The sequence below is a fragment of the Citrobacter sp. 172116965 genome, from assembly GCF_013458095.1.
GTDB classification, from domain to species: domain Bacteria; phylum Pseudomonadota; class Gammaproteobacteria; order Enterobacterales; family Enterobacteriaceae; genus Citrobacter; species Citrobacter braakii.
The window spans coordinates 4,092,456-4,109,519 of the sequence record NZ_CP046673.1 but is presented as its reverse complement, the minus strand read 5'-3'; the positions used below and the strand labels follow the sequence as shown (position 1 = coordinate 4,109,519).

Here is a 17,064-nt window from a genome sequence, read left to right as displayed (position 1 = left end):
GATATTAATGAATTTGAGGTGTTATGTCTGTGGTTATCAGTGATGCCTGGCGCCAGCGTTTTGGCGGTACGGCGCGTCTGTATGGCGAAAATGCGCTGCAGTTGTTTGCCCAATCGCACGTTTGTGTGGTCGGGATTGGCGGGGTAGGGTCGTGGGCGGCGGAAGCGCTGGCGCGTACCGGTATTGGCGCCATCACGCTCATCGATATGGATGATGTGTGCGTCACCAATACTAACCGCCAGATCCATGCTCTGCGCGATAACGTCGGCCTGGCAAAAGCTGAAGTGATGGCTGAACGTATCCGCCAGATTAACCCGGAGTGCCGGGTGAACGTGGTCGATGATTTTGTCACGCCGGATAATGTTGCTGAGTATATGAGTGCGGGTTATTCGTATGTCATTGATGCGATTGATAGCGTGCGCCCAAAAGCGGCACTGATCGCCTGGTGTCGGCGTAACAAAATTCCGCTGGTGACCACCGGTGGTGCGGGAGGGCAGATCGACCCGACGCAGATACAGGTCGTTGATTTGGCAAAAACTATCCAGGATCCGCTGGCAGCCAAGCTACGCGAGCGACTGAAAAGCGATTTTGGCGTGGTGAAAAACAGCAAAGGCAAGCTGGGCGTGGACTGTGTGTTCTCGACCGAAGCGCTGGTTTACCCGCAGGCAGATGGCTCGGTATGTGCGATGAAGGCGACGGCGGAAGGGCCGAAGCGCATGGATTGCGCATCCGGTTTTGGCGCGGCCACTATGGTGACCGCCACCTTTGGCTTTGTTGCCGTCTCACATGCGCTGAAGAAGATGATGGCGAAAGCGGCGCGCCAGAGTTGAGTGTGTTGTGCCGGATAAGGCGCGTTCGCGTCGCCATCCGGCAACCATCAAACCTGTCGGGCAGCCTCAAGAATCGCCTCGTTCAGAGCATGCAGCCCCTGGGTACGCGAGGCGCTGAGCTGCGCGCGTAAACCTAGCTCGTCAAATAATGCCATTGGCGAATGCGCCAGTAACTCGGCTGCAGTTTTACCTTCGACCGCCGTGAGTAATACCGCCAGCAGCCCGCGAACAATGCGACCTTCGCTGTCGCCGAAGAAATGCAAAGTACCATTCTCATGAAGGGTATGCCCCAGCCAAACGCGGTTTTCGCAGCCCGCGATCTCTTTGGCCTGTGCCTTTAGCGAATCAGGAAGAGCTGGCAACTGCTTACCCAGCAGAATCAGCTGGCGATATTTATCTTCCCACTGGGTGAGCGGGGTAAAGGTATTGCGTAACGTCTCTTCCGTTACGGTTGTGCCAAACGGGTGTCCGGCGAACAGAGGGCTTGTCATTAATCCACCAATATTTCCAGCGCGCGGTCAACGGCTGCGACCAACGCATCTACATCACTTTGCGTATTATAAGGTGCAAATGAGGCGCGTAGCGTCCCGGACACGCCCAGTTCTGCCAGCAGCGGTTGCGCACAGTGTTGTCCTGCACGCAGCGCAATGCCATATTCTGCCAGCAACGTCACCATGTCGCTGTGATGAACGCCTGCGAAATCAAAGGCTAACAGACTGGAGTCCTGGCAGCGGAAGGAGCGAAAGCCGGGGCGTTTCGCCAGTGCATCTTCTGCCAGCGTCGCCAGACCCCGGCTCCAGTTTTCGGCCTGCACCACGTCAACGTCCGCCAGCCATTCGAGCGCCGCGCTTAGTCCGATAACGCCAGCAACGTTAGGCGTACCGGCCTCCAGCTTCCATGGAGCAGCCTGGGTGGTGAAACCGTCAAAACTGACTTCGCTAATCATTTTACCCCCACCGAGCCAGGGAGACATGGCATCCAGCAGTTCCGGTTTACCGTACAGCACGCCAATGCCGGTGGGGCCATACAGCTTGTGGCCCGAGAACGCATAGAAATCAATGTCTAATTGCTGTACGTCGGCGGGGAAATGGACAATCCCCTGGGCACCATCCACCATCACCACCATTCCAGCCGCATGGGCGAGCGTAATGGCGCGGGCCAAATCCGGGCAACCGCCGGTAACGTTCGACATCTGCCCAAGCGCCAGAATGCGGCTGCGTGGAGTGATGAGTTGCGCGAGGCTTTCAACGTCTGGCAATAAATGGGCGTTAAGCGGCAGCCTGACGACCTTCGCCCCCGTTTGCTCCGCCACCATCAGCCAGGGCACGAGGTTGGCATGGTGTTCTGCTGCGCTAACGATAATCTCATCACCCGGTTGTAAGCGCGGTCGCGCATAGCTTTGGGCAACCATGTTGATCGCTTCCGTCGTACCGCGGGTCCAGACGATTGTTTTATCATCCGGCGCATTAATCAGGCTTGCGACTTTTTCCCGCGCGGCTTCATAGCGTGCGGTCAGGCGCTGTGCTTCGGCAAACTGGCTGCGATGGACGTTTCCGGCGCTCAGGCTATAAAACTGATGGGTGGCCTCAATCACTGCCTGCGGCTTCAGTGCGGTAGCAGCGCTGTCGAGATAGACGCCAGCATCGTTGAGTGCGGGAAATTGCGCGCGAAACTGCGCGGGGTTAAAAGCGTTCATGGTATTCCTCAGTTCAGTAAACCGATCGTGGCGCAAAAAGGGCGCTGATACAAGGGGTGTGCTAACCATCGGAATACTCTGGATATCCTGGCAAAGTCCACGCAGTGTCTTATGCTATATACCGTTAGGCGAGCAATTTAGCCTGTTACGGAGTGTGTTTTTAATAGCATAAATCGCTTTAAGGAGAAAAAGATGAAAAAGACTGCCGCAATTATCTCTGCTTGTATGCTGACTTTTGCCCTGAGCGCCTGTTCTGGTTCGAATTACGTGATGCACACCAATGATGGTCGATCAATCGTATCTGATGGTAAGCCACAGACCGACAATGAAACGGGGATGATTTCGTATAAAGACGCTAACGGCAACAAACAGCAGATTAACCGTACCGATGTGAAAGAGATGGTAGAACTGGATAACTAACCGGTCGTCCATCGACAAAGAGTCGGACAAAAAAAAGCACCGCAATTTGGCGGTGCTACATTAATCACTATGGACAGACAGGGTAAATGTACAGGAAGTGAAAAAGGGTAGCCTTGCTACCATGGTCTGAATCGCAGACCAATTGCAAACACAACAACACAACATCACAACCGTAAGCCAAAAGCCCACCAGAACACGCATTCCGATAAAACTTTTCGTTCCGGCTTCAGGAAGTGCCGCCACTATAGGTATTTGCTGGTAGAACCTCAACGGACAATTTATAATGGCTCAGATAAAAAAAACTAATAGGTTACAGCCTGTTGGTTAATTGTTAAATTCATTTAACATCAAAGCCTAAAAGTCATGTCAAAACGATTACCACCCCTAAATGCGTTGCGTGTTTTTGATGCTGCAGCGCGTCATTTGAGCTTTACTCGCGCAGCAGAAGAGCTTTTTGTGACGCAGGCCGCAGTAAGTCATCAAATCAAGTCACTTGAGGATTTCCTGGGGCTGAAGCTGTTTCGTCGACGCAATCGATCTTTGCTGTTAACGGAAGAAGGCCAAAGCTACTTTCTCGACATCAAAGAGATTTTTTCGCAATTAACCGACGCGACGCGTAAACTTCAGGCACGCAGTGCAAAAGGTGCGCTCACTGTGAGTTTATTGCCCAGTTTTGCAATCCAATGGATGGTTCCCAGACTCTCTAGCTTTAACTCAGCTTATCCGGGAATCGATGTCAGGATCCAGGCGGTGGACCGTCAGGAAGACAAACTGGCTGACGATGTTGATGTGGCGATTTTCTACGGACGTGGCAACTGGCCGGGTCTGCGCGTTGAAAAATTGTACGCAGAATATTTATTGCCGGTCTGCTCGCCGCTATTACTCACCGGTGATAAACCGCTAAAGACGCCCGAAGATCTGGCGAAACACACATTATTGCACGATGCGTCACGCCGTGACTGGCAAGCCTATACGCGCCAGCTTGGCCTGAATCATATCAACGTACAGCAGGGACCCATCTTCAGCCATAGCGCCATGGTGCTCCAGGCTGCTATCCATGGACAGGGAATTGCGTTGGCTAATAACGTCATGGCGCAATCCGAAATAGAAGCCGGACGTCTGGTCTGTCCGTTTAATGATGTTCTGGTCAGCAAAAACGCATTTTATCTGGTTTGTCATGACAGTCAGGCAGAACTGGGTAAAATAGCCGCCTTCCGTCAGTGGATTCTGGCGAAAGCGGCCACGGAACAAGAAAAATTCCGCTTTCGTTATGAACAATAATTTACGTAGGGTATTCACATGACCAGCCGTTTTATGCTGATTTTTGCCGCCGTAAGTGGCTTTATCTTTGTGGCGTTGGGCGCCTTTGGGGCACATGTTCTGAGTAAAACCCTCGGTGTCGTTGAGATGGGGTGGATCCAGACTGGCCTCGAGTATCAGGCGTTCCATACGCTGGCTATATTTGGCCTGGCCGTCGCCATGCAGCGGCGTATTAGCATTTGGTTTTACTGGAGTAGCGTGTTTTTGGCATTAGGAACGGTGCTGTTTAGCGGCAGCCTGTATTGCCTCGCGCTCTCTCATTTACGCCTGTGGGCGTTTGTTACCCCCGTCGGCGGTTTCAGCTTCCTTGTGGGCTGGGCGCTGATGTTAGTGGGCGCTATTCGATTGAAACGTAAGGGCGTTAGCCATGAATAAGGTTGTATTGTTGTGTCGCCCAGGTTTTGAAAAAGAGTGCGCCGCAGAAATTACGGATAAAGCAGGACGCCGGGAAATCTTCGGTTTTGCCCGCGTGAAAGACAATGCGGGTTACGTCATCTTCGAATGCTATCAGCAGGACGATGCCGAAAAGTTAGTGAAAGAGTTGCCGTTTAGCTCGCTGATTTTTGCCCGTCAAATGTTTGTGGTGGGCGAACTGCTGCAATATTTACCGCCGGAAGACCGCATTACGCCGATTGTCGGCATGTTGCAGGGCGTGGTAGAGAAAGGCGGCGATCTGCGCGTTGAAGTTGCTGATACCAATGAAAGCAAAGAGTTGGTTAAATTTTGCCGTAAGTTTACCGTACCGCTGCGCGCGGCGCTGCGGGAAGCGGGTGTGCTGGCAAAGTATGAAACGCCAAAACGTCCGGTGGTTCATGTGTTCTTTATCGCACCAGGCTGTTGCTATACCGGCTATTCCTGGCCTGACAATAACTCCCCGTTCTACATGGGCATTCCGCGTCTGAAGTTCCCGGCCGATGCGCCGAGCCGTTCAACACTGAAGCTGGAAGAAGCGCTGCACGTGTTTATTCCTGCCGATGAGTGGGATGAACGTCTGGCTAACGGAATGTATGCGGTGGATTTAGGGGCATGCCCGGGCGGTTGGACCTATCAACTGGTTAAACGCAACATGTGGGTTTACTCCGTGGATAATGGTCCGATGGCGCAAAGCCTGATGGATACCGGACAAGTTACCTGGCTGCGCGAAGACGGATTTAAGTACCGGCCAAATCGCAATAACATTTCGTGGATGGTTTGCGACATGGTGGAAAAGCCCGCGAAGGTTGCCGCCCTGATGGCGCAGTGGCTGGTCAACGGCTGGTGTCGAGAGACTATCTTCAACCTCAAGCTGCCGATGAAAAAACGCTACGAAGAGGTGTCGCAAAACCTGGCTTATATTCAGGCACAGCTTGACGAGCATGGCGTAAATGCCCAGATTCAGGCGCGTCAGCTGTATCATGACCGTGAAGAAGTCACCGTGCACGTCCGTCGCCTGTGGGCTGCTGTTGGTGGTCGTCGCGACGAGCGATAAGGTAAAATTGCAGGCCGGATGAAGGCGTAAATGCCTTATCCGGGCTGCATTGTTTCAATCAGCGGCGTATCTGAAATAATATGCGTCACATCATCCAGATGCCCAATTCGGGCCTCTCCCGAACGATTAAATTTACTTTTATCGATCAGCAATAATGACTGCGCTGCGCGCTTAAGCAGAATGGACTTGAAGTCGGCATTGGTCGCGTTAGAGTCCCAGAGTGCACCGTCGCTGTCGATCCCTGCGCAGGAAAAAATAAACAGATCGATCTCGAGTGGTTTGAGCTGCGAGATGAGCGAGGGGTTAACATAGCAACCGTATTTACGCTCAAGGCGACCGCCGGAGCTGATGAGCTGAAGGTGTTCGCGTTTAGCCAATTCCTGGCAAATGGGCTGGCTGTTGGTAAAGACGTGAATGTTGATGTCCGGTAACTGTCGCGCCAGGTACCAGCACGTTGAGCTGGCGTCCAGGGCTATCACCATACCTTCTTCGATCCATGCCAGCGCTTCGCGGGCAATATTCGCTTTGTGGGCATAGTGGCTTTTGAGTCGCATATGAAACGGGTCGCCGCTGTCCTGATTTTCCCGATGAATCACTTTGGCCCGCCCGTGATTGCGCAGCACTTTTCCCTGGGCTTGTAGCTCGCTGAGATCGCGGCGGATGGTCTCTTTGCTGACCTTAAGTTGCAAAGCAAGGGTTTCGGTTGTCAGATTTTTGTGGTTGGTAAGCAGATCTACGATCGCCTGCTGGCGCGCCGCTTTCATGTTCTGATCCTCATCTTATGATGAATGCCCGTAGCTGACGGGCATTCAGACCAGAGATTACGGGGTTACTCCTTTTTTTAATAGAATATTCCCGTACTTTGCCCGCTCTCCTGTGATAACGATCGCAAACGCCTGTTGCGCGCGTTCATAGAAGGCATAGCGGTCAATACGCGTGATGTCCGGGCAGGGGGTTTGCAGTGAAAGCGCCTGACGATAGCGGGCCTCGACGTCAGGATCGAGGGCATCGCCTTCAACAGCCGCCATCATCACCAGCGGTGGGGCATAGCTGTCCAGTTCAAAGAGCGGAATAATCGCCTGTAGCAGGTCGCTGACCAATAGACCGTCGGCGCGGATAACCTGTGGTCCCATGCTGTGGGCCGGGAAGTGGGCATCGGAAAATATAATCTCATCGCCGTGCCCCATTTCAGCCAGTACCTTCAGCAGGTCGGGCGAAATTAAGGGAGATATTGTTTTGAGCATGTTACTCAACTCCTGTTAGTTCGGATTCGGTTTGCGGATAGAAGTAACGGTACTGGTAGCGTACCTGCCCGCGTGCCTGTTCCGGTGAGGCAAATTCCCCAATGCCCGACCACGCAAACATTGCGGCACCTGCCACGGTGGTTTCGGCGTCATCCAGCACTTTGACAGGTATCCCGAGAACATTCGCTTTGATCTGATTCCACAACGCGTTGCGGCTTCCCCCACCAACCAATAGCAGTTCTGTGGCCTGGAAATGACCGATTTTTTCCAGCGTTTGGAGGTTTCGCTGCAGCTGTTCTGTCAGTCCTTCCAGCGCGGCGCGATAAAAGTGCCCACGGGTGGTATTGAGCGTAACCCCTTGCCAGCCCGCATTCTGACAGGCCAGCAGGTCGCAGTGCATCTTCACGCCTTCGGCGCCTGCCGGGATGGCCCTGGCTTCGTCGATCAGCGTCTGCCAGGGGGTGTCGGCAGTCCACAGCAGCTTACGCACCCACTCGAGTACACCGGAAGCCAGCCACTGCATGCCGGGGTTATTCAGTCCAGCCTGGCTATCCAGCTCACAAGTGGAACCCGCATATTGGCTGAGCTGGGAGGTATCCACCTGCGCACTGCGCACCATCAGAATTTCCCATGTGCCGGAAGAGAGCACCGGTTCATCTGGTTGGGCTCCAGCGCCAAATAGCGCAAACTGCGTGTCGTGTCCGGCAGAGATGACCGGAATTCCCGCCGTAAGCCCGAGCAAGCTGGCAGCCTCTGGTTGCAAAACCCCAATCTGTTCGCCTGCTTCAACCAGGCGCGGGAACAGACGGCGCGGTATGCCCGTAGCCTGCAAAATGTCATGACTAAAATCGCGCTGCCGGATGTCCAGCAGCTGACTGGTGCCCGCCATGGTGATATCTGTAGTGAACTCGCCGGTTAAACGGTGGTTGATAAGCGACGAGATAAACAACCAGGCGTGCGCCTGCTCCAGAAATTGCGGATGGTTTTCTTTCAGCCACACCAATTTATACAGCGTGTTGAAACTAAATGCGCCGACGCCGGAAATTTCCTGCAATTGCTGCGGTGATATGTAGCGGTTAATATTCTCCATCACCGCTGCGGTGCGTGGGCATTTCCAGCTAATCACCGGATACAGCTGCTTGCCGTTCTTATCAACCAGCGCGCCGTCTACGCCAAAAGTGGTGACGGCGATCCCGCGGACATGGAAGGCGGCCAGTTGCGTGCAGAGGCGCTGACAGCAGTCGGCGAAGCGTTGCAGAATGGCCTCCAGCGACCATTGATGCCAGGTACTGTTTTCTGTTGCGATGTCACTGGCGTTCGGGGTTGCTGCGCGGGCGACAATCTTTCCCTGTCGGTCAACGGCGATAGCCCGCACGTTGGTCGCGCCACAGTCGAGAACCAGGATAACGTCTTGTTTCATAATCGCTCCCCAAACGTAGCCGGATGGCGCAGCGCTTACCCGGCCTACAAAATTCACTGCGCAGGCCCGGTAAGCTTGCGCCACCGGGCCTGAGTCGCATTAACGCTTATACAGCGGGCCGTAGTTCTGGCAGGCGCGATAATCCTGGCCTTCCATATCCATACCATGGGCTGCCCAGGCTGAAGGGCGGTAAATTTTTTCGTCTTCCACGTTGTGCATACAAACCGGGATACGCAACATGGCGGCGAGCGTAATAAAGTCCGCGCCCACGTGACCAATCGTCAGTACGCCGTGGTTTGCGCCCCAGTTAGCCATGACGGAATAGACATCGCTGAACGGGCCTTTACCGGTTAAGCGCGGGGCGAACCAGGTGGTTGGCCAGGTGGAGTTGGTGCGCGCATCAAGCTGGTCGTGCATCTCTTTCGGCAATTCCACGCTCCAGCCTTCCGCGATTTGCAGCACCGGGCCCAGGCCTTTGATGATGTTGATGCGGGTCATGGTGAACGGCACGCCGCCCTCGGTCAGGAAGCGAGAAGAATAGCCGCCGCCGCGGAAGTATTCGTGAATAGCCGGACACCATTCGGTAGCCGCCAGGCAATCATCAGCCTCTTTCTGTGAGATTTCCCAGTGCGGCTTCATGGTCGGTTTCCCTTCGCCGTCGCGCTGTTTGCAGGAGCCATCCAGCGCTGCCGAGCCGGAGTTAATCAGGTGAATAATACCGTGCTCAGCAAGGCCGGTTAGCGGTTTACCCGTGACGCGTTCAACCGCCTCTGGCGACCAGTAGGTGCGCACATCGGCAAAGACCTGCGCTGTGCCGGTGAGTTGATGACCAAACAGCATCGCCACGCCGTTCAGGCTGTCGTTTTCGGTGGCGACAACGAACGGTTCGCGAATGCCGTTCCAGTCAAAGGAGCTGTTGAGCAGTGCTTCGGCGGTATCGCCATTCGGGTATTGATCGGTCCAGTGACGCTGGCCCTGGAAGCCTGCGGCAATCGCGTTGTACCCCAGCGACTCTTCAACCCGACCTTTGTCTGCCAGTTTCTGGTTACCCTGCATCATGTCGCGAATGCACATGGCCATCAGCAGGCTCTCTTTCAGCACCGCACGGCTCTGCTCTGCGTTACGCTTATATTGCTGTGCGTTCTGATCTTCACCGTAGCGGAAGTTTTTATCCGCCCACGCCAGCGCCATTTCCAGCTCAGCTTCGTCATAGATTTTTTGGTCGATGCGACGACGCAGTTCGGTCATATCAACGGGTTGAACCTTCATTCCCAGCCAGGATTCAAAGAAGTTATGATCGACAATCGAGCCAGCAATGCCCATTGAAACGCCGCCTACGGACAGGTAGCTTTTGCCTTTCATACTGGCAACCGCCAGGCCCGCACGGGCAAAGCGCAGCAATTTTTCTTCAACATCGGCAGGGATCGTGGTATCGCCGGCATCCTGTACGTCATGGCCGTAAATAGAGAAGGCGGGAAGTCCTTTTTGATTATGCGCAGCCAATGCTGCGGCCAGATAAACTGCGCCGGGACGTTCTGTTCCGTTAAAGCCCCAGATAGCTTTCGGGCGCATCGGATCCATGTCGATGGTTTCGCTACCGTAGCACCAGCATGGGGTCACAGTAATCGTCACGCCTACGTTCAGGCTGCTGAATTTTTCTTCACAGGCGGCAGATTCAGCCATCCCGGCAATGCAAGTGTCGGCAATCACACATTCAATTTGTGCGCCACAGGCGTGACGAAGTTTCTCTGTGATCAGCGCAGCAGTGGCTTTGGCCATATTCATGGTTTGCTCTTCGAGCGATTCACGAACACCCATACGGCGCCCATCAATCACCGGACGAATTCCAATTTTCGGTAAGCTATTTTTGTTCATTCGAGGTTCCTCATCTCACTTTATGCCGTGCTGCAAAAGCGGATGTTGAACACCACCGTCGCAGTTGGCTGAATAACCCATTTTTGCTAACTCGAGTTAGCTTAGGTATTGGAGAGTTTTTTGCACAACTTTTTTGTTGTGGAACTGTGAGAGGCTTCACGAGAAGTGGTTAAAATTCGATCTGCGTCAAATAAACCAGGACGGGTATTTTCAATAAATCCTTTTTAAATTAATTGGTTGTAATAAATTGTCTGTTCAGCGTCACAGTTTTAAACCAAATGATTTGGCTATTTTGAGTAGCTAAAATAGCTTTAAAAGGCACTTCGCTAACTCGAGTTAGCATAATTGATAAAACGCATATGAACTTATAGGTAGTATTCGCATTAACGGTGACGATGGCTTCCTGGCAACGTTTTGCGCCTGATTCACTGATTGCAGTTTCTGTATATTGAGGAAAGCAGCAATGTCTGAAACATTTTTACAGATGAGTCATATTACGAAACGTTTTCCCGGCGTATTAGCGTTGAGTAATGTGGATTTTGCTTTACGCAAAGGAGAGGTTCATGCGCTGCTGGGTGAGAATGGCGCAGGAAAGTCTACGTTGATGAAGATTTTATCCGGTGTTTATCAGCCTGATGAAGGGGATATTATTTTTGAGGGACAACCTGTTACTTTTGCGAATCCGTTGAGTGCACAAAGCGCAGGTATCACCATCATTCACCAGGAGTTTAACCTTTTCCCTGAACTCACGGTGGAAGAAAATATATTTATTGGCAGGGAGTTTTGCAAAAATAATCGCTGGCGTCTGGATGAAAAACAACAGCGACAGGCAGCTATCGATATTTTGCAAAAATTAAACCTGAATATCTCTCCAGAAACGCTGGTGGCCGATCTGACCGTCGCGCAACAACAAATGGTTGAGATTGCTAAAGCGATATCGGTGAATGCCAAGATTCTTATTATGGATGAACCGACGGCAGCGCTGACCGAAACGGAAATTGACAGCTTATTTCAGGTAACTCGTTTGCTGAAAGAACAGGGAACGGGCATTGTTTATATCTCGCACAGATTAGAGGAACTGGCGCTGATCGCCGATCGCGCGACGGTGATGCGGGATGGTCAGTTTATTGCCACTGTGGATTATGATGCGGTTAAAATTAGCGATCTGATTGCCATGATGGTTGGGCGCGATCTTGGCAATATCTATCCTCGCCGCGAACCTTTGGCTCAACGCAAACCGGTGTTGGAAGTAAGCGGTCTGACGCGCAATGGCGTATTAAACAATATTGATTTCACTCTGTATCAGGGCAAAATTTTGGGCTTCGCCGGTCTGATGGGGGCAGGACGTACTGAGCTGGCGCGGGCGATTTTTGGTGCGGATCCCATTGATGGCGGAACCCTCAAGCTGAACGGTAACGTGACGGTAATTAAAGATATTCCTGATGCTATCAAACAGGGTATCAGCTATTTAACCGAGGACAGGAAAAAAGAGGGGCTGGCATTAGGACTGTCCGTTGAGCGCAATATTATGTTGGGCAATTATCCTGAGTATTCCGATCGTTATGGCAACGTGGACAGCAAACGTTGTCAGAAAACCAGCGAAGAACAGGTGAAAGCCCTACGCATTAAAACACCACATTTAGAACAGGCTGCTCTGAATTTAAGTGGTGGTAATCAGCAGAAAATTATTATTGCCAGATGGGTGTGTAAAGACACCGATATTCTCATCTTTGATGAACCCACTCGCGGTATTGATGTGGGTGCCAAACTTGAAATTTATGAATTAATGAATCGACTGGTGGCAAAAGGGAAGTCAATTATCATGATCTCCTCTGAATTACCGGAAGTGCTGGGTATGTGCGATCGCATTTTAGTGATGCGTAATGGACGTATTACCGGGGAGTTAGCTTCTGATGACGCCACACAAGAAAAAATCATGCAATATGCGACGTTAGAGGACTAATTTATGACTATCTCTGTAACCTCTTCAGACAGCAATAATAAGAAAATAAAAATTAACAAAGAACTTTTAATGCGCCTTGCGCCGCTTTTGAGTCTGATTATTTTAGTAATATTTTTTAGCTTTGGTTCGCCATTTTTCTTTAACACTGAAAACATCATGACAATCGCTCTGCAAACTTCAGTGATTGGCATTATGGCGATTGGCGTTACCTTCGTCATTATCACGTCAGGAATCGACCTTTCTCTTGGCTCGGTGGTGGCCTTTTCGGGTGTTGCGGTAGGCATCAGCGCCACGCTGGGATTGCCTCTGCCCGTATGTATTCTGGCCGGGGTGCTGGCCGGTGGATTATGCGGCTATATCAATGGTCTGCTGGTCACCAAAATGACTATCCCGCCTTTTATCGCCACGCTGGGCCTGATGATGTCCGTCAGAGGCATCAATATGGTGATGACAGATGGTCGTGCGATTTATTTCGCTGATTACCCCACCTTCAAAATGCTGGCCCAGGGACGTCTGTTCGATGTGTTGCCTTATCCCGTTTTTTACCTGGTGGTGGTGGCGCTAATCGCCGCCTACATCCTGAAGAAAACGGTGATTGGTCGCTATGTTTACGCTGTGGGTAGCAATGAGGTGGCCGCACACCTTTCCGGTATTAAAGTTCAACGCGTCAAAATTTTCGTCTACGCCTTTTGTGGTCTGCTGACCGGGATCGCCGGGGTTATTCTGGCCTCACGTTTGAACTCTGGTCAGCCAACGGTTGGCGTGGGTTATGAACTGGAAGCCATCGCGGCGGTTGTTATTGGCGGTACGAGCCTGATGGGAGGAATTGGCACCATCGGCGGGACTATCATCGGCGCATTCATTATGAGCGTGTTGAAAAACGGTCTGAACCTGATGGGGGTTTCCCAGTTCTGGCAAATGGTGGCCATGGGCGTGGTGGTCATTGCTGCGGTTTATCTCGATACATTACGCAAAAAAATTCGTTGATTTACGCTCCCGGAAGTCACGGGGCATCATAACCCTGACGTTTAGGGTGACTCACTCAGAACGGAGTAAAACAATGAGAACCAGGAATTTTGTCTATGCGTTATCCCTGCTGGCCTGTATGACATCCAGCGTATTGGCTAAAGATATGAACCTTCCGGTGGTCAGTAAAGGTTTCCAGCATGAATTCTGGCAAACCGTAAAAATGGGGACGGAAGCGGCAGCAAAAGAGTCGGGTGATAAAACCAGCTATGTTGGCCCGGCGGATGAAACTCAGATTGCCGAGCAGATTCAGCTAGTTGAAAACGCGATGGCGCAAAAACCCAATGGGCTATTGCTGGCAGCGTTAGATGCCAATGCGCTGGCGCCATTAGTTGAGACCGCAAATTCACGCGGCATTAAAGTTGTGACGTTTGACTCCGGCGTGAATTCCGATATTCCAGTGAGCTTTGTCGCCACGAATAACCGTAAAGCCGGTGCTGAAGCGGCGGATGCACTGGCAGCGGAAGTGGGCAGCAAAGGTAAAGTGGGCATTATTGCGCACGTAGCGGGGACCTCCTCAGCGATTGAGCGTTCGGAAGGGTTTATTGCCCGCATGAAGGAGAAATACCCGGAAATCCAGGTGCTACCGGTCCAGTACAGCGATGGCGATCCGCAAAAAGCGATGGATAAAACCATCGATATGATCCAGGCCAACCCTGATATTGCAGGGATTTATGGCACCAATGAAGGCTCAACGCTGGGCGTAGCAAACGCCATTGATAGTCAAAACCTGAAAGGCAAAGTGAAAGTGATTGGTTTTGATAGCACCGAGGCAATCATTGCTTTCCTGAAGTCTGGGGTCATTCAGGGCTTTGTCGTGCAGGACGCTTATCAGATTGGCTACCAGGGTATCAAGACACTAAATGCAGCGGTATCGGGTCAGTCTGTACCGAAAGAAATTGATATTCCGGTTAAATTCGTTAATGCGAAGAACATTGACACCCCGGAAATTGACAAGCTGTTACACCCATTCGGTAAAAAATAACACCGTTGGGGCGACGTGCTCGCCCCATCATTCACCAGCGTCAGGGAGTTACTATGGGCAGTGGATATTTCCTCGGTGTGGATGTCGGTTCCGCCAGCGTCAGGGCTGGTGTCTTTGATGCCAGTGGCAAACGGCTGGCTTTTGCGACACACGCCATCTCGCAGTTTCGACCCGGTCCTGAGCGGGTTGAGCAGTCATCTGCAGAAATCTGGCAGCAGGTTTGCCATGCAGTGAAGGAGGCGGTGTCGTCATCCGGGGTTCGCATTGAGGAGATTCGCGCATTGGGATTTGATGCCACCTGTTCATTGGTGGCACTGGATGAACAGGGGTGGGGTCTGGCGGTTTCACCAGACGAACCATCGGACCATAACATCATCATGTGGATGGATCATCGTGCGGCGCAGGAGACGCAACGTATAAACGCCACGCAGGATCCGGCTCTGCGCTACGTTGGCGGTGAAGTCAGCGTCGAAATGGAGCTTCCTAAAGTACTGTGGTTGAAAAACCATTTTCCAGCCACCTGGCAGAGTGCGCATCGCTTCTACGATCTGGCGGACTTTCTGGTCTCTAAAGCTACCGCCTGTGATGTTGCTGGTCTGTGCACGCTGACGTGTAAATGGAACTATCTGGCACATGAACAACGCTTTAGCCACTCCCTGCTTGACGCTGTTGAGCTAACGGATTTGTTGGGAAAAATCCCGTCGCGGATCCTGCCGCCAGGCGCTGCCGTTGGAACGCTTAGCGCCGATGCGGCCCAGGCGCTGGGGCTGACGACTGCAGTGGTCGTCGCCAGCGGAATGATTGATGCCCATGCGGGCGGAGTAGCGCTTGCCGGTGTTGAGCCTGAGGGGACGTTGGCGTTGATCAGCGGAACGTCAAATTGCCATATGCTGTGCAGTGAGCAGGAGATTCATACACCTGGTGTATGGGGGCCGTACTGGTCAGCCATGCTGCCAGGCTACTGGCTGACAGAAGGGGGGCAAAGTGCCGCTGGGGCGTTAGTCGACTGGACACTTCAGGAGTCAGGAGCCAGCGCGGCACTATTTCACAAGGCTGAGGCGCGGGGTTGCCATCCCATCGTTTTAGTTAATGAATGGGTTGCCGCACTTGAGGCGCTGGAGCCAGAGCCTGGTCGTTATTTGCATGTGCTGGCCGATCACCACGGCAATCGTTCACCGCGCGCGCGACCCGATGCCCGGGGGAGTGTTTGCGGTTTGACTCTTGAGCGAGGCGAGATGCAGGTTGCTCGTCTGTACCTGGCGACATTACAGGCGATCGCCTGCGGTACGCGGCATATTATGGAAGTGATGCGCGAAAACGGTCACACCATTTCCCGACTGACGCTGTGCGGCGGCGCAACGCATAACCCACTGTGGTTGCGAGAATATGCCGATGCCACCGGATGCGATATTCATCTGATGCAGGAAGAGGATGCGGTGACGTTAGGGGCGGCCATCACTGGCGCGGTTGCCTGCGGCGCGTGGGAAAATATTCCATCTGCATGCCAGGCGATGGTTCGATCAGGCGAGGTGATTAAGACTAACCCGGCACGGCGGAACTTCTATGACCGCAAATATCAGGCTTATCTGATGATGTGGGATCAGCAGCAGGCGATTAACCAACTTATGCAGTAAGACAAAAGTTTAAAATACTTTTATGATTGTAGATTGACGTTTTTGGATGTGAACTGGGGCATATAAATGGCTAAAACAGTAGAACAGATAGCCAGCGATCTGAATTTATCGGTTACGACCGTACGACTGGTGCTGAACGGGAAAGCAGAGCAATATCGAATCAGTGTCAAAACCCAAACGCGTATTAATGAATATGTCGAGCGCTATGGTTACGTCATTAACCATTCAGCACGCAGCCTGAAATTGAATAAAACGGATACGTTGGGATTGATTGTGCCCAATATTTCCAACGTGTTTTTTGCCACACTCGCAGAAAAACTTGAGCAACGCTGTCGTCGTTCCGGTTATCAGCTAACGATTAGCTGTACCTATGACGATGTTGATTACGAAAATAAACTGACCAAAGCGTTAATAGCTCGCAATGTCGATGGCCTTTTTATTGTTCCCTCAACATTAGAGAATCAGCAGCACCATTTACGTCAGGTCAGAAAACCGATGGTGTTACTTGACCGTGATTTTAAGTATACCGATAACGCTCTGGTAGAAAGCCATAACATTTTGGGCGGCGAAAAATTGACGCAAAGTTTGTTTGACGCTGGAAAGTCGCCGATCTGGTTTTTGGTGGGAGATACCGGATTACCCAGCATCGGCGACCGTTTGCAAGGTTATCTTAATGCATTGAACAATAATGGTATTTTGCATAGCGATTGGGTGCGCGAAGGGCCGGACAACACGCCCGAGGGGGGTTATCGACTGATGGATGAGTTGATCGGCGAACAGGGCTGCCCACAGGCATTTATCGCCTCATCATTACCCGTACTGGAGGGGGCCATTAACGCTATTCGTAATCGTTTTGGCACAATTCCACCTGAAATTAATATTGGGACATTCGATGAACACCCAATGCTGGGATTCCTCGCCAATAATGTCTGGTCAATGCAGCAGGATGAAAATGTTTGGGCGGAAAAAGCGTTCGATATGATGATGAGTGCTATTGATGACCAGCCAATTAAAGAAACTGTAAAAGTTGAGATGAAACTTATTAAGCGCGTAAGACAACCTTAATACGCCGCTATAAATAAATCGGCCTACTGAACCTGAATATATACGTTCAGTGGCTGCCTGTATCTGAAACCTGACCCGTCTTACTCTGCGGCTGCATTTTTCGCAATAAAGACGAGGG

Annotated in this window: 16 protein-coding genes; 10 read left to right on the top strand and 6 right to left on the bottom strand. The window is 52.0% G+C overall.

Going from position 1 to position 17,064, the window contains the following annotated elements; genetic code table 11:
- Nucleotides 1–23 precede the first annotated feature (23 nt).
- Nucleotides 24–830: a tRNA cyclic N6-threonylcarbamoyladenosine(37) synthase TcdA gene (gene tcdA / locus GPJ68_RS19940; protein WP_019077596.1), complete on the top strand. Its 807-nt coding sequence runs from the start codon at nucleotides 24–26 to the stop codon at nucleotides 828–830.
- A 47-nt stretch (nucleotides 831–877) separates the two neighbouring features.
- Here tcdA and csdE read toward each other — a convergent pair whose 3' ends face one another.
- Both csdE and csdA read right to left on the bottom strand, forming a co-directional pair.
- Nucleotides 878–1,321: a cysteine desulfurase sulfur acceptor subunit CsdE gene (gene csdE, locus GPJ68_RS19935; protein ID WP_016154263.1), complete on the bottom strand. Its 444-nt coding sequence runs from the start codon at nucleotides 1,319–1,321 to the stop codon at nucleotides 878–880.
- Nucleotides 1,321–2,526 carry a cysteine desulfurase CsdA gene (gene csdA, locus GPJ68_RS19930; protein ID WP_016157368.1) on the bottom strand — a complete coding sequence of 402 codons (1,206 nt, stop codon included), beginning with the start codon at nucleotides 2,524–2,526 and terminating at the stop codon, nucleotides 1,321–1,323. Before csdA ends, csdE begins: the two co-directional genes overlap by 1 nt.
- A 192-nt stretch (nucleotides 2,527–2,718) precedes the next feature.
- Between csdA and GPJ68_RS19925 the strand changes: the two genes are divergently transcribed.
- The 4 genes from GPJ68_RS19925 (at nucleotide 2,719) to rlmM (ending at nucleotide 5,734) form a co-directional block, all read left to right on the top strand.
- Entirely contained in the window at nucleotides 2,719–2,946 is a 228-nt protein-coding gene (locus GPJ68_RS19925; RefSeq protein WP_016154261.1) for a YgdI/YgdR family lipoprotein, read from the top strand.
- 363 nt (nucleotides 2,947–3,309) lie between these two features.
- Nucleotides 3,310–4,227: a glycine cleavage system transcriptional regulator GcvA gene (gene gcvA, locus GPJ68_RS19920; RefSeq protein WP_016154260.1), complete on the top strand. Its 918-nt coding sequence runs from the start codon at nucleotides 3,310–3,312 to the stop codon at nucleotides 4,225–4,227.
- 18 nt (nucleotides 4,228–4,245) lie between these two features.
- A complete protein-coding gene (locus GPJ68_RS19915; protein WP_003034037.1) occupies nucleotides 4,246–4,641 on the top strand; it encodes a DUF423 domain-containing protein in 396 nt (131 codons plus the stop codon).
- A complete protein-coding gene (gene rlmM / locus GPJ68_RS19910) occupies nucleotides 4,634–5,734 on the top strand; it encodes a 23S rRNA (cytidine(2498)-2'-O)-methyltransferase RlmM (RefSeq protein ID WP_003034040.1) in 1,101 nt (366 codons plus the stop codon). Before GPJ68_RS19915 ends, rlmM begins: the two co-directional genes overlap by 8 nt.
- A 35-nt stretch (nucleotides 5,735–5,769) precedes the next feature.
- On the opposite strand, the gene fucR is transcribed toward rlmM, so the two are convergent.
- The 4 genes from fucR to fucI all read right to left on the bottom strand — a co-directional run bounded on the left by fucR (nucleotide 5,770) and on the right by fucI (nucleotide 10,273).
- Nucleotides 5,770–6,498, bottom strand: coding sequence for an L-fucose operon activator (fucR, locus tag GPJ68_RS19905; protein WP_104651246.1), 729 nt, complete (start codon nucleotides 6,496–6,498; stop codon nucleotides 5,770–5,772).
- A gap of 57 nt (nucleotides 6,499–6,555) precedes the next feature.
- Nucleotides 6,556–6,978, bottom strand: a complete 423-nt coding sequence (gene fucU, locus GPJ68_RS19900) for an L-fucose mutarotase (RefSeq protein WP_019077593.1) — start codon at nucleotides 6,976–6,978, stop codon at nucleotides 6,556–6,558.
- 1 nt (nucleotide 6,979) lies between these two features.
- A complete protein-coding gene (gene fucK, locus GPJ68_RS19895; RefSeq protein WP_104651247.1) occupies nucleotides 6,980–8,398 on the bottom strand; it encodes an L-fuculokinase in 1,419 nt (472 codons plus the stop codon).
- A gap of 99 nt (nucleotides 8,399–8,497) precedes the next feature.
- The gene (gene fucI / locus GPJ68_RS19890) at nucleotides 8,498–10,273 is read right to left on the bottom strand and encodes an L-fucose isomerase (RefSeq protein WP_047357907.1); all 1,776 of its coding nucleotides are present in this window, start codon (nucleotides 10,271–10,273) and stop codon (nucleotides 8,498–8,500) included.
- Between the two features lie 463 nt (nucleotides 10,274–10,736).
- Here fucI and GPJ68_RS19885 point away from each other — a divergent pair, with 463 nt between their 5' ends.
- The 5 genes from GPJ68_RS19885 to GPJ68_RS19865 all read left to right on the top strand — a co-directional run bounded on the left by GPJ68_RS19885 (nucleotide 10,737) and on the right by GPJ68_RS19865 (nucleotide 16,946).
- Entirely contained in the window at nucleotides 10,737–12,236 is a 1,500-nt protein-coding gene (locus tag GPJ68_RS19885; RefSeq protein WP_180836953.1) for a sugar ABC transporter ATP-binding protein, read from the top strand.
- A 3-nt stretch (nucleotides 12,237–12,239) separates the two neighbouring features.
- On the top strand, nucleotides 12,240–13,223 hold the full coding sequence (locus GPJ68_RS19880) for an ABC transporter permease (protein WP_003034055.1): 984 nt from the start codon (nucleotides 12,240–12,242) through the stop codon (nucleotides 13,221–13,223).
- Between the two features lie 73 nt (nucleotides 13,224–13,296).
- Nucleotides 13,297–14,247: an ABC transporter substrate-binding protein gene (locus GPJ68_RS19875; protein WP_016157361.1), complete on the top strand. Its 951-nt coding sequence runs from the start codon at nucleotides 13,297–13,299 to the stop codon at nucleotides 14,245–14,247.
- 53 nt (nucleotides 14,248–14,300) lie between these two features.
- Complete coding sequence (locus tag GPJ68_RS19870) at nucleotides 14,301–15,881, top strand: FGGY-family carbohydrate kinase (protein ID WP_180836951.1); 1,581 nt, start codon at nucleotides 14,301–14,303, stop codon at nucleotides 15,879–15,881.
- Between the two features lie 66 nt (nucleotides 15,882–15,947).
- A complete protein-coding gene (locus tag GPJ68_RS19865; protein WP_016154251.1) occupies nucleotides 15,948–16,946 on the top strand; it encodes a LacI family DNA-binding transcriptional regulator in 999 nt (332 codons plus the stop codon).
- Nucleotides 16,947–17,064 lie beyond the last annotated feature (118 nt).